Annotated in this window: 20 protein-coding genes; 1 reads left to right on the forward strand and 19 read right to left on the reverse strand. The window is 70.2% G+C overall.

Translation table 11 applies throughout. The features are described 5' to 3' along the window. Nucleotides 1-10 precede the first annotated feature (10 nt). The 18 genes from GPY60_RS15420 to GPY60_RS15500 form a co-directional block, all read right to left on the reverse strand. Nucleotides 11-283: a HypC/HybG/HupF family hydrogenase formation chaperone gene (locus GPY60_RS15420; RefSeq protein ID WP_156688543.1), complete on the reverse strand. Its 273-nt coding sequence runs from the start codon at nucleotides 281-283 to the stop codon at nucleotides 11-13. Nucleotides 284-351: 68 nt separating this feature from the next. Then, entirely contained in the window at nucleotides 352-1464 is a 1113-nt protein-coding gene (hypE, locus tag GPY60_RS15425; protein ID WP_156688544.1) for a hydrogenase expression/formation protein HypE, read from the reverse strand. Further along, on the reverse strand, nucleotides 1461-2138 hold the full coding sequence (locus tag GPY60_RS15430; RefSeq protein ID WP_156688545.1) for a D-sedoheptulose-7-phosphate isomerase: 678 nt from the start codon (nucleotides 2136-2138) through the stop codon (nucleotides 1461-1463). The genes hypE and GPY60_RS15430 overlap by 4 nt, the downstream gene beginning before the upstream one ends. Next, nucleotides 2135-2866: a HypC/HybG/HupF family hydrogenase formation chaperone gene (locus GPY60_RS15435; protein WP_156688546.1), complete on the reverse strand. Its 732-nt coding sequence runs from the start codon at nucleotides 2864-2866 to the stop codon at nucleotides 2135-2137. Before GPY60_RS15435 ends, GPY60_RS15430 begins: the two co-directional genes overlap by 4 nt. Nucleotides 2867-2880: 14 nt before the next feature. Then, nucleotides 2881-5214, reverse strand: coding sequence for a carbamoyltransferase HypF (hypF, locus tag GPY60_RS15440; RefSeq protein ID WP_156688547.1), 2334 nt, complete (start codon nucleotides 5212-5214; stop codon nucleotides 2881-2883). Further along, complete coding sequence (locus GPY60_RS15445) at nucleotides 5211-5483, reverse strand: HypC/HybG/HupF family hydrogenase formation chaperone (protein WP_156688548.1); 273 nt, start codon at nucleotides 5481-5483, stop codon at nucleotides 5211-5213. The genes hypF and GPY60_RS15445 overlap by 4 nt, the downstream gene beginning before the upstream one ends. A gap of 3 nt (nucleotides 5484-5486) precedes the next feature. Beyond that, nucleotides 5487-5999, reverse strand: coding sequence for a hydrogenase maturation protease (locus GPY60_RS15450; RefSeq protein ID WP_156688549.1), 513 nt, complete (start codon nucleotides 5997-5999; stop codon nucleotides 5487-5489). Nucleotides 6000-6015: 16 nt separating this feature from the next. Beyond that, entirely contained in the window at nucleotides 6016-6135 is a 120-nt protein-coding gene (locus GPY60_RS27835) for a DUF6893 family small protein (protein ID WP_444850859.1), read from the reverse strand. 12 nt (nucleotides 6136-6147) lie between these two features. Then, nucleotides 6148-7497 carry a hypothetical protein gene (locus tag GPY60_RS15455; RefSeq protein WP_156688550.1) on the reverse strand — a complete coding sequence of 450 codons (1350 nt, stop codon included), beginning with the start codon at nucleotides 7495-7497 and terminating at the stop codon, nucleotides 6148-6150. Next, entirely contained in the window at nucleotides 7494-8135 is a 642-nt protein-coding gene (locus tag GPY60_RS15460) for a DUF6084 family protein (protein WP_156688551.1), read from the reverse strand. Before GPY60_RS15460 ends, GPY60_RS15455 begins: the two co-directional genes overlap by 4 nt. After that, nucleotides 8132-8776: a DUF5947 family protein gene (locus GPY60_RS15465; RefSeq protein WP_156688552.1), complete on the reverse strand. Its 645-nt coding sequence runs from the start codon at nucleotides 8774-8776 to the stop codon at nucleotides 8132-8134. The genes GPY60_RS15460 and GPY60_RS15465 overlap by 4 nt, the downstream gene beginning before the upstream one ends. Beyond that, a complete protein-coding gene (locus GPY60_RS15470; RefSeq protein WP_156688553.1) occupies nucleotides 8773-9639 on the reverse strand; it encodes a NifU family protein in 867 nt (288 codons plus the stop codon). The genes GPY60_RS15465 and GPY60_RS15470 overlap by 4 nt, the downstream gene beginning before the upstream one ends. Nucleotides 9640-9695: 56 nt before the next feature. Continuing rightward, nucleotides 9696-11495, reverse strand: a complete 1800-nt coding sequence (locus GPY60_RS15475; RefSeq protein ID WP_156688554.1) for a nickel-dependent hydrogenase large subunit — start codon at nucleotides 11493-11495, stop codon at nucleotides 9696-9698. Nucleotides 11496-11548: 53 nt separating this feature from the next. Then, the gene (locus tag GPY60_RS15480; RefSeq protein ID WP_156688555.1) at nucleotides 11549-12604 is read right to left on the reverse strand and encodes a hydrogenase expression protein HypE; all 1056 of its coding nucleotides are present in this window, start codon (nucleotides 12602-12604) and stop codon (nucleotides 11549-11551) included. Between the two features lie 260 nt (nucleotides 12605-12864). Beyond that, nucleotides 12865-13620, reverse strand: coding sequence for a hydrogenase nickel incorporation protein HypB (gene hypB, locus GPY60_RS15485; RefSeq protein WP_156688556.1), 756 nt, complete (start codon nucleotides 13618-13620; stop codon nucleotides 12865-12867). 13 nt (nucleotides 13621-13633) lie between these two features. Continuing rightward, nucleotides 13634-13969 carry a hydrogenase maturation nickel metallochaperone HypA gene (locus GPY60_RS15490; protein ID WP_156688557.1) on the reverse strand — a complete coding sequence of 112 codons (336 nt, stop codon included), beginning with the start codon at nucleotides 13967-13969 and terminating at the stop codon, nucleotides 13634-13636. Nucleotides 13970-14000: 31 nt separating this feature from the next. After that, on the reverse strand, nucleotides 14001-15101 hold the full coding sequence (locus GPY60_RS15495) for a HoxN/HupN/NixA family nickel/cobalt transporter (protein WP_156688558.1): 1101 nt from the start codon (nucleotides 15099-15101) through the stop codon (nucleotides 14001-14003). 178 nt (nucleotides 15102-15279) lie between these two features. After that, nucleotides 15280-15630, reverse strand: a complete 351-nt coding sequence (locus GPY60_RS15500) for a WhiB family transcriptional regulator (protein ID WP_156688559.1) — start codon at nucleotides 15628-15630, stop codon at nucleotides 15280-15282. A gap of 376 nt (nucleotides 15631-16006) precedes the next feature. Between GPY60_RS15500 and GPY60_RS15505 the strand changes: the two genes are divergently transcribed. Next, nucleotides 16007-16492 carry a Fur family transcriptional regulator gene (locus tag GPY60_RS15505; protein ID WP_231639675.1) on the forward strand — a complete coding sequence of 162 codons (486 nt, stop codon included), beginning with the start codon at nucleotides 16007-16009 and terminating at the stop codon, nucleotides 16490-16492. Here the strand turns inward: GPY60_RS15505 and mtr are convergent. Continuing rightward, nucleotides 16481-17875, reverse strand: a complete 1395-nt coding sequence (gene mtr, locus GPY60_RS15510) for a mycothione reductase (RefSeq protein ID WP_156688560.1) — start codon at nucleotides 17873-17875, stop codon at nucleotides 16481-16483. The two genes, GPY60_RS15505 and mtr, sit on opposite strands and share 12 nt — an antisense overlap. Between the last annotated feature and the right edge of the window lie 2 nt (nucleotides 17876-17877).

Consider the following 17877-nt stretch of genomic DNA (forward strand, 5'->3'; position numbering starts at 1 on the left):
CCGTCCCCCTTTAGTTGATGGCCGAGGAGTCGAAGGCTTCCATCTCGGCGGTGTAGGCCTCGCCGAGTTTCTTGATGGCGGCCAGGGTCAGCAGGGCCTCGGTCTCGTCGATCTTGGCCATCGCGAAGCCGACGTGCACCAGCACCCAGTCGTCGGGCGCGGGCGGGTCGTCGTCGAGCAGGCGGATGCTGATGGTGCGCTGCACACCGCTGACGTCGACCTTCGCCAAATAGTTCTCGGCGTCGGTGATCTCGACGATCCGTCCCGGAATCCCCAGACACATCTTGTGGACCTCCTCTCTGTGGCGACCCGCTTCGCCCGGCTTCGCCGCGCTCGCGATCGCCACCTCCTCTAACAGATTCGAGGCAGCGGGTCGCCGACCAGCATGTCGACGATCCGGGTGCCCCCGAATCCCGTTCGTAGCACGACACTTTCGGCCGGTTCCGGCACGATCTGCCCGACCTCGGCCGCCCCGGCGCCCAGCGGGTGCGACCGCAGCGCGGCCAGCCCGGCCTCGGCCTCTTCCGGGGCGACGACGGCGACGAGCTTGCCCTCGTTGGCGACGTACAGCGGGTCGATGCCCAGCAGCTCACAGGCGCCGTTCACGGTGGGCGTCACGGGCAGCCGCTCCTCCTCGAGCAGCACGCCCAGCCCGCACGACTGCGCGAGTTCGTTGCAGACGGTGCCGACCCCGCCGCGGGTCGCGTCCCGCAGCCAGCGGGTCGACGGCGCGGCCGCCATCAGCAGCTCCACCAGCGGGCTCAACGAGGCGGTGTCCGAAGCGATGTCGGCCTCGATGGCCAGGTCGCCGCGCGCCAGCATCACCGCCATGCCGTGATCGCCCATCGACCCCGACAGCAGCACCCGGTCCCCGGGGCGCACCGCGCTCGCCGAAAGCGCACGGCCCGCCGGGATCACGCCGGCGCCCGTCGTGGTGATGAACAGCCCGTCTGCGGCGCCCCGCGGCACCACCTTGGTGTCACCGGTGACGATCTGCACGCCGGCCGCCGTTGCCGCAGCCGCCATGTCGGCGACGATGCGCTTCAGCTCGTCGATGGCGAACCCCTCCTCGAGCACGAAGGCCGCCGAGATCCACGCGGGCACCGCCCCGGCCATCGCCAGGTCGTTACAGGTGCCGTTGACGGCCAGCTCGCCGAGCGAGCCGCCGGGAAAACGCCTGGGCTGCACCACGAAAGAATCGGTCGACATCGCCAGCCGCTCCCCGCCCGGCAGCGTCAGCACGGCGCCGTCGCCCAGCGATTCGAGCATCGGGTTGCGGAACGCCTCGACGAACACCGCGTCCACCAGCGCCGCCGACGCCTTGCCGCCGGCCCCGTGCGCCAGGGTCACGTGGTCGTCGAGCAACCGGGGGCGCCGCCGGCGGAACGACTCGATCCGCTCGATCACCTCGCCCTCGCCGAACCGCGGCCCGGATGACAGGTAGTCGCCCGGCGATTTACTCATGCGGCCCCCAAACCCCGGTCGCCCAACCGCTCGTGGACGGCCAGCCACAATCGATACCCCAGCAGCGCCTGGGATTCCTGGATGCGGTGCACGCTCTGCGAGCGCACCGTGAAGCACGCGTCGACGGCCGGGCTGCTGGCGAAGGCGCCGCCGTCGTAGCCGGCGAAACCGACCGTGTACAGGCCGCGCCGCCGCGCCTCGGCCAGCCCGGCCAGCAGGTTCGCCGAGCTTCCGCTCGTCGACATCGCGATCGCGATGTCTCCGGCCTGCGACCGCGCGATCAATTGGCGCGCGAACACCAGCTCGAATCCCACGTCGTTGCCGAGCGCGGTCAGGATCGCCTGGTCGGCCGTCAGCGACCACGCGGGTAGCGGCCTCCCGATCGGCGGCCGGGCGAACAAGCCGGCCAGCGTCGTGGAATCGGTGCAGCTGCCGCCGTTTCCGAAGGTGAACAACCGTCCTCCCGCCGCGAAGCGGCGCGCCATCTCGTCGGCGGCCCGCGCCAGCAGTTCGGCGTTGGCTTCCAGCGTGGCGCGCCGCAATTCCAGGCTTTCGGCGGCCTTCGCCTGCGCCGACGCGGCGAGGTCGGCGAGCAGCGAACGGGCCCCCTCTCCTAGCAGGTCCTCCTCGGCGTCGATGAACGGATACAGGAAGTTGGTGGGCTCGTCGGTCATGACCGGGCCTCCTCGTCCAGCCGCGAGATGGCCGTGCCGGCGTGCACGAGGATCAGGTCGCCGGGGGCGACGGGGTCCACCAGCGTGGTCACGACGTCCTCGACGCCCCGCGCGGTGCGCACGGCGGCGGTGCCGCCCCTCGATGCGCCGACTACCTCGCCCACGCGGCCCTCGTCGCTGCAGGTGACGCAGACGTCCTGTGGCTCTTCGGGTTTGAGCAGGCCGGGATGTTCGAAGCACACGTGGGTGAGCTCCCACAGCAGGTGGTAGAACAGCACGAAGCCGCCCGTCGCGGGCACGCGCGGATCGGGGTCGTCGAGCCACAGCACGTGGTCGGCAAGACCGGCCCGCGGCCGTTCGCCGCTGCCGATCCAGATCGTGGTGACACCCCAGGCCGGGGCCCGGCGCATCACCGAGCGCACCTGCGGGTCGTCGGCGCCGGCAACGGCGACGACGATGTCTCCCGGGCGCGCCGACACCCGCACGAGGTCGACGATGTCGGGGCCGGTGAGCGCGACGGCGGGCAGCGCCCGCTTGCCCACGATCACCGGGTGCACGAACTCGACGGCGATGTGCAGCGCGTGCGGCTCCCAGCCGGGCGCGACCGACCACATCGTCGCGCCCGCGGCGAAGCGGCGGGCGAGCGTCAGCGCGGTCGCCGCCAGGTCGGCACTGAGGTTTGTGGCCAGCTCTGCACCCAGCCCGCGATCGATCGCGGTCGTGATCATTGTTCCGTCCCCCTTCAGCCCTCGCGCATCCCGGCCAGCATCGAGACCGCGGCCTGACCCAGCGCCAGCCCGCCGTCGTTCGGCGGGACGGTGCGGTGGGTCAGCACCTCGAAACCGTTCCGGCGCAACCGGCTTCGGCATGCGCGCAGCAACAGCACGTTCTGGAAGACACCGCCGGTCAGGCCGACCAGGCGGGTGTCGCCGGCCACCCGCGCGACCACCTCGGCGACGGCGTCGGCGACCGCGTCGTGGAATGCCGCCGCCAGCAGCGCGGGCGGTGTGCCGGCGTGCAGCGCCGACACGATCGTCTGCACGGTCGTGGCGGGGTCGATCACGCCGTCGGAGCGCACGGTCAGCGGCAGCGACGGACGGGGCCCGTCGCCCGCCGACCCGGCCAGGGCCTCGAGTTCGATGGCGGCCTGCCCCTCGTAGTCGATCCGCTGCCGCACCCCGAGGAGCGAGGCGATGGCGTCGAACAGCCGGCCCATGCTCGAGCACGGCACACACCCGGCTCCGCTCTCCAATTGTGAACGGACGAGGCGCAATTCGTCGGCGCTCGCGGCGGCCACCGGCGCCAGCTCGGCGGTCCAGTCCAGGCCCGCCACCCACAACTGCGCCAGGGCCATCCGCCAGGGGTTGCGCACCGCCGCGTCGCCGCCGGGCAGCGGGACGGCCAGCAGGTGGCCGGCGCGCACAAAACGGTCGCTGTCGGCGCCGAGCGTCAGGATCTCCCCGCCCCAGATCGTGTGGTCACAGCCGTAACCGGTGCCGTCGAAGGCGACGCCGACGATGGGTTCGCCGAGGCGCCCGTGCTCGGCAAGCAGCGACACCACGTGCGCGTGATGGTGCTGGACGAGGTCCAGCGGGCGGTCGCCGGCGTGGCGCTCGGCCCAGCCCCGGGTGTGGTAGTCGGGATGCAGATCGGCGGCCAATCGTGTTGGCTCGCCCCGGATTTCACCCAGCTGGCCCACGGCCCGATCGAACGCCCGCAGCGTCTCCAAGGTGCCCATGTCGCCGATGTGGCCGGACAGGTAGGCGCGCGGCCCGTCGGTGAGGCAGAAGGTGTTCTTCAGTTCACCACCCACGGCCAGCACGGCGGGACCCGCGAGCCGCAGGTCGACCGGCAGCGGCGCGTAGCCGCGCGAGCGGCGGATCGGCAGTTCTTCGCCGTCCACCACGCGCACCACAGAGTCGTCGCACGGCACGTGGATGGGCCGGTCGTGGTCGAGGACCGCGTCACAGAGCACCGAAAGCCTGTGCGCGGCATCGTCGTCGGTGAAGCAGAGGGGTTCGTCGGAGCGGTTGGCGCTCGTCAGCACGAGCGCCTCGGGGACGGGCCGCGCGGCACCCGGCACGGGCGCGAGCAGCAGGTGGTGGATCGGGGAGTAGGGCAGCATCAGGCCGAGCAGCGGGTTGCCGGGGGCGACCGCGTCGGCGACCGGCGCGCCGTCGCGGCGGCGCAGCAACACGATCGGGCGGGCCGGACCCGACAGGACGGCGGCCTCGTCGTCGTCGACGTGAGCGTAGCGGCGCGCCACGTCGAGGTCGCGGACGAGCATCGCAAAGGGCTTGGCGCCGCGCGCCTTTCGGGCCCGGAGCGCACCGACGGCCGCCGCGTCGCGGGGCGCGCAGGCCAGGTGGTAGCCGCCGATCCCCTTGATCGCGACCACCGCGCCCGCCGCCAGGGCGGCCTGCGTTGCCGCCAGCGCGCCGTCGGATCCGTCCACGCGGCCGGCGCTCGAGGTGAACCACAGCGACGGGCCGCACCCGGGGCACGCGATCGGCTGCGCGTGAAACCGGCGGTCGGTGGGGTCGCGATATTCGGCGGCGCAGCGCCCGCACAGGGGGAACGCGGCCATCGTGGTGCCCGGGCGGTCGTACGGCAGCGCGCGGACGATGGTGAACCTCGGCCCGCAGTTGGTGCACGTGATGAACGGGTGCCGGTAGCGCCGGTCGCCAGGGTCGAACAACTCGGCGACGCAGTCGTCGCACGTGGCGACGTCCGGTGGGATCGGCGTGCTGGCGCCTGTGACCGCCTCGCTCGCCACGATCCGGAACTCCCCGTCGCACGCCGCGTCGATCGGGACGTCGGCAACCGCGACGGCGCCGATCCGCGCCAGCGGCGGGGCCTCGGCGCGCAACCTGCGGGCGAATTCCATCACCCGCGTGCATTCGCCCTGCACCTCCAGAAAGACGGCGCCCGAGTCGTTGCCGACGAAACCCGCGAGCCCCAGCTCGCTGGCGACGCGGTGGACGAACGGGCGAAAGCCGACCCCCTGAACCACGCCGGTGACCGTGAAGCGCTGCCGGAGCTCGGCCGGTCGCACCATCACGGGGGACTCGGTCATGTCAATCGGCCCCAGGGGTCGTCGGCCGGGTCGGCGGGACCGCGGCCCATCAGCTCGAGGCCGGCCATCGCCTGTTCCGCCCCAGCCCGGTCCGTCTTCTCCACGGCGAAGCCCATGTGGATGATTATCCAGTCACCGGGGGAGAAGGTCTCCTCCGGCAGCATCCCCACGTTCACCCTGCGCTGTTCGCCCACGACGTCCACCAGCGCCAGCTGGCCCTCGTAACCGTCCAGCATCCGGACGACCTGGCCGGGAATGCCCAGACACATGGCTCAGCGCTCCCCTCCGGCGGGCGCGGGCCACGTCGCGGCCAGCGATCCCTGCAAGGCCGCGACGATCTCCTCGACGGCGCGGGCGGCGCGGGGAACCGCCGCGGCGACGGGTTCGGTCAGGCCGATCCCTTCCTCGACCTGTCCCGCCTCGCAGCCGACCACGACCGTGTAGGGCGGCGTCCCGCCGAGGGCCCGGAGGCCGGCGAACACCGCGGCGGGGTCCATGCTGTGGGCGTCGATGCCGACCGGGTTCTCGGCCTCTGACTCGTGGTCGGCCTGAAAGACGTGCAGGGTGCCGGGGTGGCCGCGGCTGGGTACCGCGTCGACGAGCACCAGCGTGTCCCACTCCTCGAGCAGGTCGTAGGCCAGATGCGTGCCGCGGATGCCGTAGTCGACGACGCGCAGGCTCGGGTCGTCGCGGGGCAGGGCGGCGGCGCGGACGACTTCCGAGCCGAATCCGTCGTCGCCCAGGAAGATGTTGCCGATGCCGGCCACCAGGATGCGGGCGGTCATGGGGCTCCCGTCCGTGCTACATCCGCCTCAGTTTGAGGTAGCGGCGGGCATCCGGCAGGGAGATGACCCCCAGCGCGACGGCGACGGCCGCCACCAGGGCGATGATGGCCACGAATATCCAACCCATCACTTCCATGGCGAACTCCTTTCACGGTTGGCTGTGTTCGGCTTTCAGAGGCTCGACTCCCACAGGTTCGACTTCGTCGGGGGAGAAGTACAGGTAGCGGCCGTACCAGTCGTGCAGGTCGGCGGCCGGGTCGTCCTCCACCACCACGCCGACGTGCTTCTTGCCCTCGACGTCCTCGTGGACGGAGGTGACGCGCGCGATCCTGCCGGCCACGAAGATGTCCTGCGCGTCGGCGTTGCGCCGCGGCCGCAGCCGGACCCGGCTGCCGCGGGCCACCCGGACGCCGTTCACCAGCACCGCGTCGACCTCGGGCCGGACGGCGTTGTCGGCCAACGGGTCCCACCAGTCCACGCCCTCGGGCACCTCGGGCACCAGGCCCGCCGCGGTGGACAACGCGTGCGGGTCGCGCAGCACCCCGTGCAGGCGCGCCAGGTCGTCGGGCGACATCGCGTCGCACTCGTCGATGATCCGTGCGGCCCGCGCGTCGGTGGCCCGCGCCTGCGCCTTCTCCTCGTCCGTCATCGTCATCACCCGCAGCGCGAGCAATTCGTCGATCTCGGTGCAGTCGTACATCGCGGTGCTGCTCTGCTCGGCGACCTCGGGGTGGTCATAGAGGATGATCGGGGACACCAGCAGGAGGTCGCGGGCGCCGGGCGGGCCGGCCAGCACGGGGAAGCAGCGGTGCCGGTGGCACCGCGACACCGCGCCGGCCGCCTCGGGGGGCGGCTCGAGCAGCGAAACAAACTGGCCGCCAACTACTTCCGCGATCAGGTGGGCGCCGATGAAGGAGCGCGCGATCGCGTCGTCCTTGTCCCGGGCCGGGCCGCCGGTGTTGGCCAGCCGCACCGACACCCGGCGCAGCTCGCCGTCCGGCTCGACGGTGACCGTCAGCACGCCGCGCACCTCCCGGCGTTCGCGGACCAGGCGGCCACCGTCGACGGGCTCGACCTCGGTGGCCGCCGCGGCGTTCACCGGCAGCGTGTGCGAGTCGAAAGCGAGCGGCCCGAGGGGGATTTCGCATTCGACCGCCTCGTCCCAGGTGAGCCACGACCCCGTCGGGGTGGTCAGCTCGTCGACGGGCTCGAACCCGCCGCCCGGCAGTGCGCGCTCGGCCCGCCGGTGCTGCAACTGGAGGAACCGCACCACCAGGGTGAGCGATTTCCCGCCGTCGACCAGGACGTCGGCGGCGATGCTGTCCTCCTCGCCGAGGCCGGCGTCCACCGCGCCGGGGGGTCCGAGTACGCCGAACTGCCACCGCGACTGGTTCTTGCTCGACGTGCCGCGGTACGGGTAGAGGAGGTAGCCCTCGTAGAGCACCGCGTCGGCGACGGTGCGGGCGCGGTCCCAATTCGACGTCCCCTGCGAGGTCATCGCGCGGCCTCCCGTTCGGCCGGCAACAGGGAGGTGATCGCGTGGTCGAGGTCGAGCAGGCCCAGGGCCGACTTGTAAGCGGCCAGGGCGGCGATGGTGTCGTGGCTCAGCCGCACCCATCCGGCATTGGGGTAGTGCTGGGCGACCAGGGCCCGCCACACCGCGACCGGCATGTCGTAGCGGTACTCGCAGTCCCAGGGCACCTGCTGCACCGAGAAGCCGCGCTCACCCTTGAGGAAAATCGTTCCGCTGAACAGGAATTCGAGCGGCAGGGCGCCGTCGCGCAGCGCGTGCAGGTACTTCGCCGCGGCGACCTCGAAGTCGTACGTGCAGTCCAGCGGCAGCGCGACCGTCGTGTGCCCGGTGAAGCCCGGCACCATCGCGGTGCAGTGCTGCCACAGGAAGGTGCGCTGGGTGTTGGCCCAGCGCTCGCGCGGACCGAACAGGTCGGTCAGCCCGGCGGCTTCCTCGTCGGAGTAGGAGCGCCGCAGCGGTTCGATACGCACCTGGCAGCGCAGGGCCATGGCGTGCACCGGGTCGTCGGCGTCGGTGGTGATCCCGACGCGGGCGGTGAGCACCGGGGTGACGGTGTACGGCTCGGGCGCCACGTCGAGCACCGCGAAGCTGACGTCGGTCATGGTGGCCCCCCGGATACCGCCACCGCGCGCGCCGCGACCCGCGCGAAGAAGTCGTCGATGAACCGCCGCGCCTCCTGGCCGCCGTCGAAACCGCGCCACAGCATGCGCAGCCGCCCGACGAACTCGTAGCACGCGTCGATCGGCACCAGGAAGCACTGCGGCGCAGCCGATTCCGCCTCGTCCGGTACCCGCACCAAAAGCGCCTCCACGTCCTCGGCCAGCAGGCCCACGCGGGAATCGGCGCCGGCGATCGCGTTCCACGCCGCCAGGTCCAGCTCGGACTCGGTCGCCCCAGCCGGGCCGGGATAGAACGCGACGGTGCGGCCCAGCGCCGAGTTGACGAAGAAGAAGGCGACGCCCACCGGGATCTGCAGCGCCTCCCAGGCGCGCCGGTCCAGCGCGAAGTCGCCGAACGCCAGGTAGCGGTCCGGCACGGCCCGGTAGCGCAGCTCGGCGTGGGAGTCGGTGAACAGCAGGTAGCAGGCGCGGCACACGCACATCAATTGCCGCGCCGACACATTCACCACGTGCTGGTGCTCGTCCGCGATCGCCTCCGCGCACATCTCGCAGCGCTCCCCTTCCGGCTCCGGCGCGCGGCGATTCCCGGTGATCCGGGCCAGCACGTCATACGGCGTGGTCACGCGCCGGCCCTCATAGGCTGGGGGAGTGCGACCGACGGCACCCCGTCGCGCAGCAGCAAGGGGAGCGGCTCGACGTGGGCTCCGTCCGGCCCGGCGCCCGCCTGCACCACGTCGAACTCGGTGCCGCAGCGCGGGCAGCCCAGCAGCGTCTCGTGCAGTCGTGCGCCCGCCAGTGTGTCGTTACACACCGGGCAAAGGTCGCGGTACGCCACCGGAAGGTCGCCGATCCGGCACACCACCAGTGGTGTGCCCGACACCAGGAACCCGCCGACGTCGCCCGGTTCCAGCTCGGCCAGCTCGGGCAGGGGATGCCAGTTCGAACGGACGTGCGCGAGAAGGGATTCGGTGGGTATGACGGCGGGAGCGGGCGCCGATTCGGCCGTCACCACCTCGATCGAGGAGATCTCCGGGGCGGCCGCCCGGACCGCGTCCTCGACGGCCAGCTCCAGGGTCGCCGCCGACGACGGGCAGCTCTTGCAGCTGCCGGTGAACGCAAGCCGCACGGTGTCGCCCTCGACCTCGACGAGGTCGACGTCGCCGCCGTGCGAGCCGAGGTAGGGGCGCACCCGGTCGAGCGCGTCGGACACCCGGCGGCGCACGTCGTGCGGGTGCAGGCCGTGCACCAGCAGCAGGCTGGCCACCAGGTCGTCCTCGGCGAGCCGCGCGGCCAGCCCGGTGTCGGCGAGTTGCATGATCCGTTCCAGCCCGGCGCCGTACAGGCCGACCACCTCGCGCACCAGCTGCTGGGCGCGTTCGAAGGCGACGGGCCCGCCCGCAGCGGAGGCGTCCAGGAGGGTCTGGATCCGATCGCCCGCCGTGCGCCACTGCGCGTGGTTGTCGGGTTCCTCCGGGCGATCCGCCATGCCACTCCCTCGATGGTGACGACCCGCCGCGCCCGGCTGCGCCGCGCTTGCGATCGTCACTCCCCGACCGGCGACTGGGTCGGCGAGTGCAATCTGTCCAGGGTCTTGCCCTTACCCAGGTACATGTGCACGCCGCAGGGCAGGCACGGGTCGAAGCTGCGGACGGTCCGCATGACGTCGATGCCCTTGAAGTGCTCCCGGTCGTTCTCCTCGAAGATCGGCTGGCCCTGCACGGCGTCCTCGTAGGGGCCCGGCGTGCCGTAGCTGTCGCGTGGGTTGGCGTTCCACGGCGTAGGCGGGTACGGGTGGTAGTTCGCGATCTTGCCGTCCCGGATCACCAGGTGGTGGCTGAGGACCCCGCGCACCGCCTCGGTGAAGCCGCAGCCGATGCCCTCGTCGGGCACCTCGAACTTTTCCCACGTCTTGGTGCGCCCGGCCCGGATCTCGGCCAGCGCCTTCTCGGCGAAGTGCAGCGCGCACGCCGCCGCGTAGGCCTGGAAGTAGGTGCGGGCCCGGTCGCGCTCGATCGTGTTGCTGCCGAACTTGGGCACCTTCCACTCGAACTCGACGGGACCCTTCAGCGCGGTCTTCGGCAGGTTGATCTTGACGCTGTTGCCGGTGGCCTTGACGTAGCCGATGTCGACGAGGCCGGCCAGCGCCGTCGCCCACAGCCGGGCCAGCGGGCCGCCGCCGGTGTCGAGCGCCAGGTGGTCCTTGCCGTCGAACCAGCGCGGCGACATCACCCAGCTGTACTTGCCGCCCTCCATGTCGCGCTTCTGCGGGTGCGGGTTGGTGTGCTGGTTCCACGGGTGGCGCCGGTCCACCGCGTTGCCCAGCGGGTCGGTCTTGACGAACATCTCCTGGTCGGTCCAGTCGTCGTAATACGAACTGCCCAAGAGGATCCGGATGCCCAGGTTGACGTCCACCAGCGAGTGGGTGACCAGCTTGCCGTCGACCACCACGCCGGGCGTGACGAACATGGCGTTGCCCCAGCGCTCCATGTCCTTGTACTCGAAGTTGCACACCTCCGGGTCCTGGAAGGAGCCCCAGCAGCCGAGCAGCGTGCGGCGCAGCCCCACCTTCTCGTAGCCCGGCAGCGCCTCGTAGAAGAAGTCGAACAGGTCGTCGTGCATGGGCACGACCTTCTTCATGAACTCCACGTAGCGCATGAGCCGGGTCATGTAGTCGGTCATCAGCTGGATGGTGGCGACGGTGCCGACTCCGCCGGGGTACAGCGTGGACGGGTGCACGTGGCGACCCTCCATGAGGCAGAACATCTCTCGCGTCCAGCGGCTGACGGCCAGCGCCTCGCGGTAGAACTCGCCGCTGAACGGGTTGAGCGAGCGCATGATGTCGGCGATCGTCCGGTAGCCGTGGGCGTCGGCGTGCGGCGCCTGCGTGTTCTCGGCCTTGGCCAGCACGCTGGGGTTGGTTTCGGCGACCATCTTCTCGCAGAAGTCCACGCCGACCAGGTTCTCCTGGAAGATGTTGTGGTCGAACATGTATTCCGCGGCCTCGCCGAGGTTGACGATCCACTCACCGAGGTGCGGCGGCTTGACGCCGTAGGCCATGTTCTGCGCGTAGCACGAACAGGTCGCGTGGTTGTCGCCGCAGATGCCGCAGATGCGGCTGGTGATGAAGTGCGCGTCGCGCGGGTCCTTGCCCTTCATGAAGATCGAGTAGCCGCGGAAGATCGACGAGGTGCTGTGGCACTCGACGACCTCCCGGTTCTCGAAGTCGATCTTGGTGTAGATGCCGAGGCTGCCCACGATCCGGGTGATCGGGTCCCACGCCATCTCGACGAGCTGGCCCGGTTCCCGCTTGGCGGTGGACGGCTCGGGGACGATTGTTGTCATCGAAATATCTCCGTCTCAGCTGAGAGTGGAAGGTGCGCGCTGCTACCCGGTGATCACCAGGTGCGGCGCGCTCCGGTGGTCAGATCGTTGCCGTTGTGGCGCCAGCGCGGCTCCTTGTCCACGGTGCGCCCGGTGATGCCGCGCAGGCTGCGGATCACGGTGCCGTAGAGGCCGACCGCATTGGTCGAGACCTTGCCGCCCGGCGGCTCGTCCATGAAGGGCATGAACTTGTCGGGGAAGCCCGGCATGGTGCAACCGATGCAGATGCCGCCGACGTTCGGGCACCCGCCCACACCGTTGATCCAGCCGCGCTTGGGCACGTTGCACTTCACCACGGGACCCCAACACCCAAGCTTCACAATGCATTTCGGCGACCCGTACTCGTCGGCGAAGTCGCCCTGCTCGTAGTAGCCGGCCCGGTCGCACCCCTCGTGCACGGTCTTGCCGAACAGCCACTGCGGGCGCAGCGCGTTGTCGAGCGGGATCATCGGGGCCTGACCGGTCGCCATGTACAGCAGGTAGGTCAGCGTCTCGGACAGGTTGTCCGGGTGGATCGGGCAACCGGGGACGCAGACGATCGGGATGCCCGCCTTGCTCTTCCAGTCCCAGCCGAGGTAGTCCGGGACACCCATCGCACCCGTCGGGTTTCCGGCCATGGCGTGGATGCCGCCATAGGTGGCGCAGGTGCCGACCGCGACGATGGCGGTCGCCTTGGGCGCCAGCCGGTCGAGCCACTCGCTGGTGGTCATCGGCTGCCCGGTGGCCGGGTCGTTGCCGAACCCGCACCAGTAGCCCTCGTCCTTGATCTTCTCGTTGGGGATCGACCCCTCGACGACGAGCACGAAGGGTTCCAGTTCGCCGCGGTCGGCTCTGAAGAACCACTCGAGGAAGTCGTCCGCCCCGCCGTTGGGGCCGCACTCGAAGTCGATCAGGGGCCAGTGCACGGCGACCTTCGGCAAGCCCGGGAGCGCACCGAGGGCGATCTCCTCGACACTGGGCTGGGTGGCGGCAGTCAACGCCACCGAATCGCCGTCGCAACTGAGCCCCGCATTGATCCATAGAACATGAATCAATGTCTCTTCCGCTTTGACTGCCGCTTCTGTTGGCATGCTGCAGCTTTCCGGAGCCGTGGGCTGAAGCTCCTGCGCTGCCGGAGTCGACCGTCGGCCCACTTGCGCAGCGTTGTTTCTGGGTCTACTCCCGCCATGGTGCGTTGTCAACGGCGGTGTGCATCCGTCACTTGTTACACATATGTTGCGCGGTTGGGCCCGGTTTGCTGAGGCACGCGACGGCGCCGAAGACCCTCGGCGTCATGCAATTCGCTTGCAGGAGGGCCGCATTGCGAACCGCCGTTTTCGCTCCGGACTCCTCAGGCCTCGGGCGTTCCCGCGAACCGGCGCAGCCAGCCATACCACGCGGCCATGCCCGCACCGGTGCGCGCGCTGACGGGCAGGATCTCGGCCGCCGCGTTGACCTCGCGCACGTGCGCGATGTAGGTGTCGACGTCGACGTCCAGGTGTGGCACCAGGTCAATCTTGTTGAGCAGCACCACATCCACCGACCGGAACATCACCGGGTACTTCAGCGGTTTGTCCTCGCCCTCGGTCACCGAGTACACCATCGCCTTGGCGTGCTCGCCCACGTCGAACTCCGCGGGGCAGACGAGGTTGCCGACGTTCTCGATGATCACCAGGTCCAGCGCGGGCAGGTCGAGGCCGGGCAGCGCGCGGCTGACCATGGGCGCGTCGAGGTGGCACTCGCCGCCAAATCCGTTGCTGGTGTTCAGTAGTGAGATCTGGGCGCCGCGGCCGCTGAGCTTGGCCGCGTCGAGGTCGGTGGCGATGTCGCCCTCGATCACGCCGATCGCGAATTCGCCGGCGAGCTCGTCGAGCGTGGCCTGCAGGACGGTGGTCTTGCCCGATCCCGGTGAGCTCATGAGGTTCAGCGTGCGGATCCCGTTGCTCTCGAAAGCCGCCCGGTTGGCGTCGGCCAGCAGGTCGTTCTCGGCGAAGATCGACTCCAGCACCTCGACGCGCTGGGCGCCCGTCCGGTAGTGGGAGTGGTCCTCGTGCTCGTGCTCATGGGCGTGCACGGTGCCGTCGTCGTGCCGGTGAAACTTCCCCATGTCGAACAACCTTTCAGGAGACGTCCAGCGACGTCACCAGGAACTCGTCGCCGCGGAGCACCTCGACGTCGGCGCTGTCGCACCGCGGGCACCAGATCGACCAGGCCGACGCGATCTCCGACCGTTGGCCGCACTGGCGGCACCGGACCTCGGCGGCGACGCACTCCAGTTCCAGCTCGGCGTCCGGCATGTCCTCGGAGTCCCGGACGAGCGTCCAGCAGAAGGACAGCGATTCGGGCACCACCTGGCGGAGCGCCCCGATGCGCACGCGCACGACGTCGACGTGCCGGCCGTCGGCGTGGTTCTTGACGACTCCCGCGATGGCCTCGCAGAGCGACAGCTCGTGCATGAGCACTGTTCTACACCCGCGGTCCGGGCGGTCAAGTCGCGGTTTCGGGCGTGAGCGACGGCGCCCATTTCTCGTCGAAGCGGCCGAGGCGCCAGACCAGCAGCGCTACGGCCCAGGTGAGGACGAACAGCGCGACGATGGCGTAGCCGACCGCGTTGAGGTTCAACCCGGTGACCCACCGCCAGAACGCACCCCGCCAGCCGAGTTGGTCGGCCAGCAGGCCGAGCAGTTCCACGGTTCCGATCAGCAGGGCGACCGCCACCGAGAGCGCGGTGATGGTGATGTTGTAGTAGATCTTCCGCACCGGGTTGGAAAACGCCCACCCGTAGGCGAAGTTCATGAACGAGCCGTCGATGGTGTCCAGCAGGCACATGCCCGCGGCGAACAGCACTGGCAGGCACAGGATGGCGTACCACGGCAGCCCGGCCGCGGCGCTGGTGCCCGCGAGCACCAGCAGGGCGATCTCGGTGGCGGTGTCGAAGCCGAGGCCGAACAACAGGCCGACCGGGTAGGCGTGCCAGGACTTGGTGATCGACCTGGTGAAGCGGCCGAGGACACGGTTGATCAGGCCGCGGTTGTCGAGTTGCCGCTCGAGTTCGGCTTCGTTGTAGTCCCCGCGGCGCAGGCGCGCGAACACCCGCAGGATGCCGGCCAGGATGACGATGTTGAGGATTGCAATCAGGTACAGGAAGACGCCGGAGACGCCGGTGCCGATCAGTCCGGTGTAGTGGTGCAGGGCCGACGAGTCGTCCTCGACCGGTCCCACGATGGTCTTGACCCCGGTCGCCAGCAGCACCGCCAGCGCGAAGACCACCGTGGAGTGGCCCAGTGAGAAGAAGAACCCGACCGCAAGCGGGCGTTGCCTGTCGTGCATGAGCTTGCGGGTGGTGTTGTCGATGGCGGCGATGTGGTCGGCGTCGAAGGCGTGCCGCATGCCCAGCGTGTACGCGGTCAGCCCTATCCCGACGCCGAATGCCTTGCCTTCCAGGGTGAATCGTCCCGGCTCCACCAGGAATACCAGGGTGAGCCACCCGGCCACGTGCAGCGCGACGATCAGCGCGAGCATCGCTGCGAGCCGCCACCACTCCGCCGGAGCCAGGGCGACGAGGGCCTTGCGGGGAGCGTTCTTCATCCGCGAGCGGGTCGTAAACGACCGTCGCCGGCCGGGATCCATACGGGCCACTGGGGTCCTTCCGGGGACCATGGAGTATCGCGCGGGATCAACGTGCCCGACTCTAGGTCGCGCCGTCAGCTGAATGCAAGTGACTTGCAACAGCGGCCGGATGTCGCGTGGCCCGCCCCGGGGCGTCCTACGACGCGCTGCGCCGATCGCCTCCGGCGGCGAGGTAGTCGGCCCACGACGTCACCTCGGGGTGCCGGTTGAGCAGGGCGCGGCGCTGACGCTCCGTCATGCCGCCCCACACGCCGAACTCAACGCGCGCGTCGAGCGCATCGGCGGCGCATTCGATGCGCACCGGGCAGTGCCGGCAGATCACCGCGGCCTTGCGTTGGGCGGCGCCGCGCACGAACAGATCCTCTGGGTCGACCGTGCGACACGAGGCCTTGGAGACCCACGCGATGCGGGCCTCGTCCTGCGCACCCTCGATGGGCTTGTGAACCGCCCGGATGACCACCCTGCGGGCCGTACTGCCAGCTGACACCGAATTCCCCCTTGTATTCCTCACGGCTGCCAACCGCCTTCTCACCTGACGGCCGAACAAGAAGCGCTGCCGGGAACTGCCGGCGGCGTGACCCCCCCAGGTCATGCTCGGCCATGCTTTGCAGATGAAGCAGGCGTCTTCGGTGACATTACGAAACGGTCTCGGCGCCGACCTAGGGACTATTGTCACAAGTTGCGTGTCACTTATGACCCCTCGATCGGACCGGGGCATCGGTCCGGGGGCCGGTATTGCTCTGTCGCAGAGACGTTTTGCCGCACAGGACGGTGACAGCGCCCTCCCGGGGTAGCGGGATCGGGCGTGGGTTGACCGGGCGCCGCGCTGGCAATCCGGTTCGGCAGGCGCGACACTGAAACCTGTGACGCGCAAGCCGTCGGCGTTGGATCCCGCAGACACCGCCCGGATCGGCGACTTCCTGCGTGCCCGCGGGCTGCGCCGGATGTCGTCGCGCATCCAGGTCCTGGCGGTGCTCGAGCCGGTCGACGGGCACCTGCCGGTGGCGGAGATCCACCAGCGGGTGCGCGCCTGCCTGCCCCCGGGCGCCCAGCCGCCCGACGTCGCGACCATCTACCGCACGGTGACCACCCTCGTCGAGCAGGGCGTCCTGCACGCCTTGACCCTCGACGGCGGCGTCACCACCTACGGCCTGGCCACCGCCCCGCACCACCACGCGGTGTGCACGCAGTGCGGCTCGATCATCGAGGTGCCGGCGCGGCGGCTCAGCTCGGCGCTGGAACACGCGATGGCGGGCAGTTCGTTCGCGCTGTCGGAGGAGGCGGGACTGACGCTGCGCGGCCTGTGCCCCCAGTGCCAGGACGGGCCGGGGAAGCGCTCAGCACGCTGATTCTCCGCCCAGGGCCAGCAGCGCGTTCTCCACGACCTCGGGCAGGGCAGGGTGGATCCAGTACTGCCCACGGGCCATCTCGTGCGCGGTCATCCCCGAGCGCATCGCCTGGATCAGCGGCTGGATGATCGACGACGCCTGGTGGCCCATGATGTGCGCGCCCAGCAGGCATCCGGTGTTGCGCTCGGCCACCAGCTTGACGATCCCGGTGGTGTCCTCCATCGCCCAGCCGTAACCCACGTCACCGTAATTCTGGACGACCACGGAGATGTCGAATCCCCTTGCCCGAGCCTGGTTCTCGGTCAAGCCGACCGCGGCCAGCTGGGGATCGGTGAACACCGCCGCCGGCACGAACCGGTGGTCGGTCATCGCCATCGAGTCGGTGTCGTCCCAGTCGTGCAGCAGGTTGTGCTGCACCACGCGCGCCTCGTGGTTGGCGACGTGCTTGAGCTGATAGGGCGACGAGACGTCACCCAGCGCGAACACCCCGCGCGCCGAGGTTCTTTGGTACTCGTCGACCGCCACCCTGCCGTCCTGCACGTCGACCCCGGCCTGATCGGCGTCGAGCAGGTCGGCGTTGGACAACCGGCCGGTCGCCACCAGCAGCAGGTCGGCGTTCAGGGTGCTGCCGTCGTCGAGTTGCAGGGCGACGCCGGAACCGCGGTCGGACCCGCCGACCACGGTGCGGTGGGTGCGCAACTCCCACTTGGCCGCCGCGATGCGGGTGAACCGCTCGCAGAGGGTGTCGTCGGAGTGCCGCAGCATGGTGCTGCCCCGCGCGACGAGGGTTACGCGCGCACCGAGGGCCGAGAAGATGTGTGCGAATTCGGCCGCGACGTAACCGCTTCCGACGATCGCGATGTGCTCGGGCAGCTCGGGGATGCGCATGACGGTGTCGCTGGTGTGATAGGTGACGCCCGACGAAAGGATCGGCGTGGGAACCACGGGACGCGATCCCGCGGCGATCACCACCTGGTCGGCGGTGAACTCGTCACCGGCGTCGGTGCGCAGCAGGTAGCGCCCGTCGGACTGGACCGGGCCGAACCGGGTGTGCCGGTCGTACATGTCCACGTTGGGCGCCGAGCGGCGAAAGTCCTCGCCGCTGAGCGACTTCGGGTCGATCCGCCCGAAGACGCGTGACACGATGTCGTCCCACCGGACCCGGTCGACGTGCGCGTCGATGCCGAACCGCGCGGCGTCGCGGATCGTCGTGGCGACCTCCGCGGCATACACGAACATCTTCGTCGGGATGCACCCCACGTTGAGGCAGGTGCCGCCGAAGGCGCCCTGCTCGCACAGCGCCACCCGCTTGTCGGCGAAGCGGTCGTCGAGAATGCTGTTGCCCGAACCGGTTCCGATGATGGCGATGTCGTACGTTTCCATGG

It is taken from the genome of Mycobacterium sp. Marseille-P9652 (assembly GCF_902652685.1).
Classification (GTDB): Bacteria; Actinomycetota; Actinomycetes; order Mycobacteriales; family Mycobacteriaceae; genus Mycobacterium.

What these genes read in the sequence shown, in the direction of transcription:
- GPY60_RS15420 (WP_156688543.1), bottom strand. Translation starts at nt 283, where the DNA reads ATGTGTCTGGGGATTCCGGGACGGATCGTCGAGATCACCGACGCCGAG.
- hypE (WP_156688544.1), bottom strand. Translation starts at nt 1,464, where the DNA reads ATGAGTAAATCGCCGGGCGACTACCTGTCATCCGGGCCGCGGTTCGGC.
- GPY60_RS15430 (WP_156688545.1), bottom strand. Translation starts at nt 2,138, where the DNA reads ATGACCGACGAGCCCACCAACTTCCTGTATCCGTTCATCGACGCCGAG.
- GPY60_RS15435 (WP_156688546.1), bottom strand. Translation starts at nt 2,866, where the DNA reads ATGATCACGACCGCGATCGATCGCGGGCTGGGTGCAGAGCTGGCCACA.
- hypF (WP_156688547.1), bottom strand. Translation starts at nt 5,214, where the DNA reads ATGACCGAGTCCCCCGTGATGGTGCGACCGGCCGAGCTCCGGCAGCGC.
- GPY60_RS15445 (WP_156688548.1), bottom strand. Translation starts at nt 5,483, where the DNA reads ATGTGTCTGGGCATTCCCGGCCAGGTCGTCCGGATGCTGGACGGTTAC.
- GPY60_RS15450 (WP_156688549.1), bottom strand. Translation starts at nt 5,999, where the DNA reads ATGACCGCCCGCATCCTGGTGGCCGGCATCGGCAACATCTTCCTGGGC.
- GPY60_RS27835 (WP_444850859.1), bottom strand. Translation starts at nt 6,135, where the DNA reads ATGGAAGTGATGGGTTGGATATTCGTGGCCATCATCGCCCTGGTGGCG.
- GPY60_RS15455 (WP_156688550.1), bottom strand. Translation starts at nt 7,497, where the DNA reads ATGACCTCGCAGGGGACGTCGAATTGGGACCGCGCCCGCACCGTCGCC.
- GPY60_RS15460 (WP_156688551.1), bottom strand. Translation starts at nt 8,135, where the DNA reads ATGACCGACGTCAGCTTCGCGGTGCTCGACGTGGCGCCCGAGCCGTAC.
- GPY60_RS15470 (WP_156688553.1), bottom strand. Translation starts at nt 9,639, where the DNA reads ATGGCGGATCGCCCGGAGGAACCCGACAACCACGCGCAGTGGCGCACG.
- GPY60_RS15475 (WP_156688554.1), bottom strand. Translation starts at nt 11,495, where the DNA reads ATGACAACAATCGTCCCCGAGCCGTCCACCGCCAAGCGGGAACCGGGC.
- GPY60_RS15480 (WP_156688555.1), bottom strand. Translation starts at nt 12,604, where the DNA reads ATGCCAACAGAAGCGGCAGTCAAAGCGGAAGAGACATTGATTCATGTT.
- hypB (WP_156688556.1), bottom strand. Translation starts at nt 13,620, where the DNA reads ATGGGGAAGTTTCACCGGCACGACGACGGCACCGTGCACGCCCATGAG.
- GPY60_RS15490 (WP_156688557.1), bottom strand. Translation starts at nt 13,969, where the DNA reads ATGCACGAGCTGTCGCTCTGCGAGGCCATCGCGGGAGTCGTCAAGAAC.
- GPY60_RS15495 (WP_156688558.1), bottom strand. Translation starts at nt 15,101, where the DNA reads ATGAAGAACGCTCCCCGCAAGGCCCTCGTCGCCCTGGCTCCGGCGGAG.
- mtr (WP_156688560.1), bottom strand. Translation starts at nt 17,875, where the DNA reads ATGGAAACGTACGACATCGCCATCATCGGAACCGGTTCGGGCAACAGC.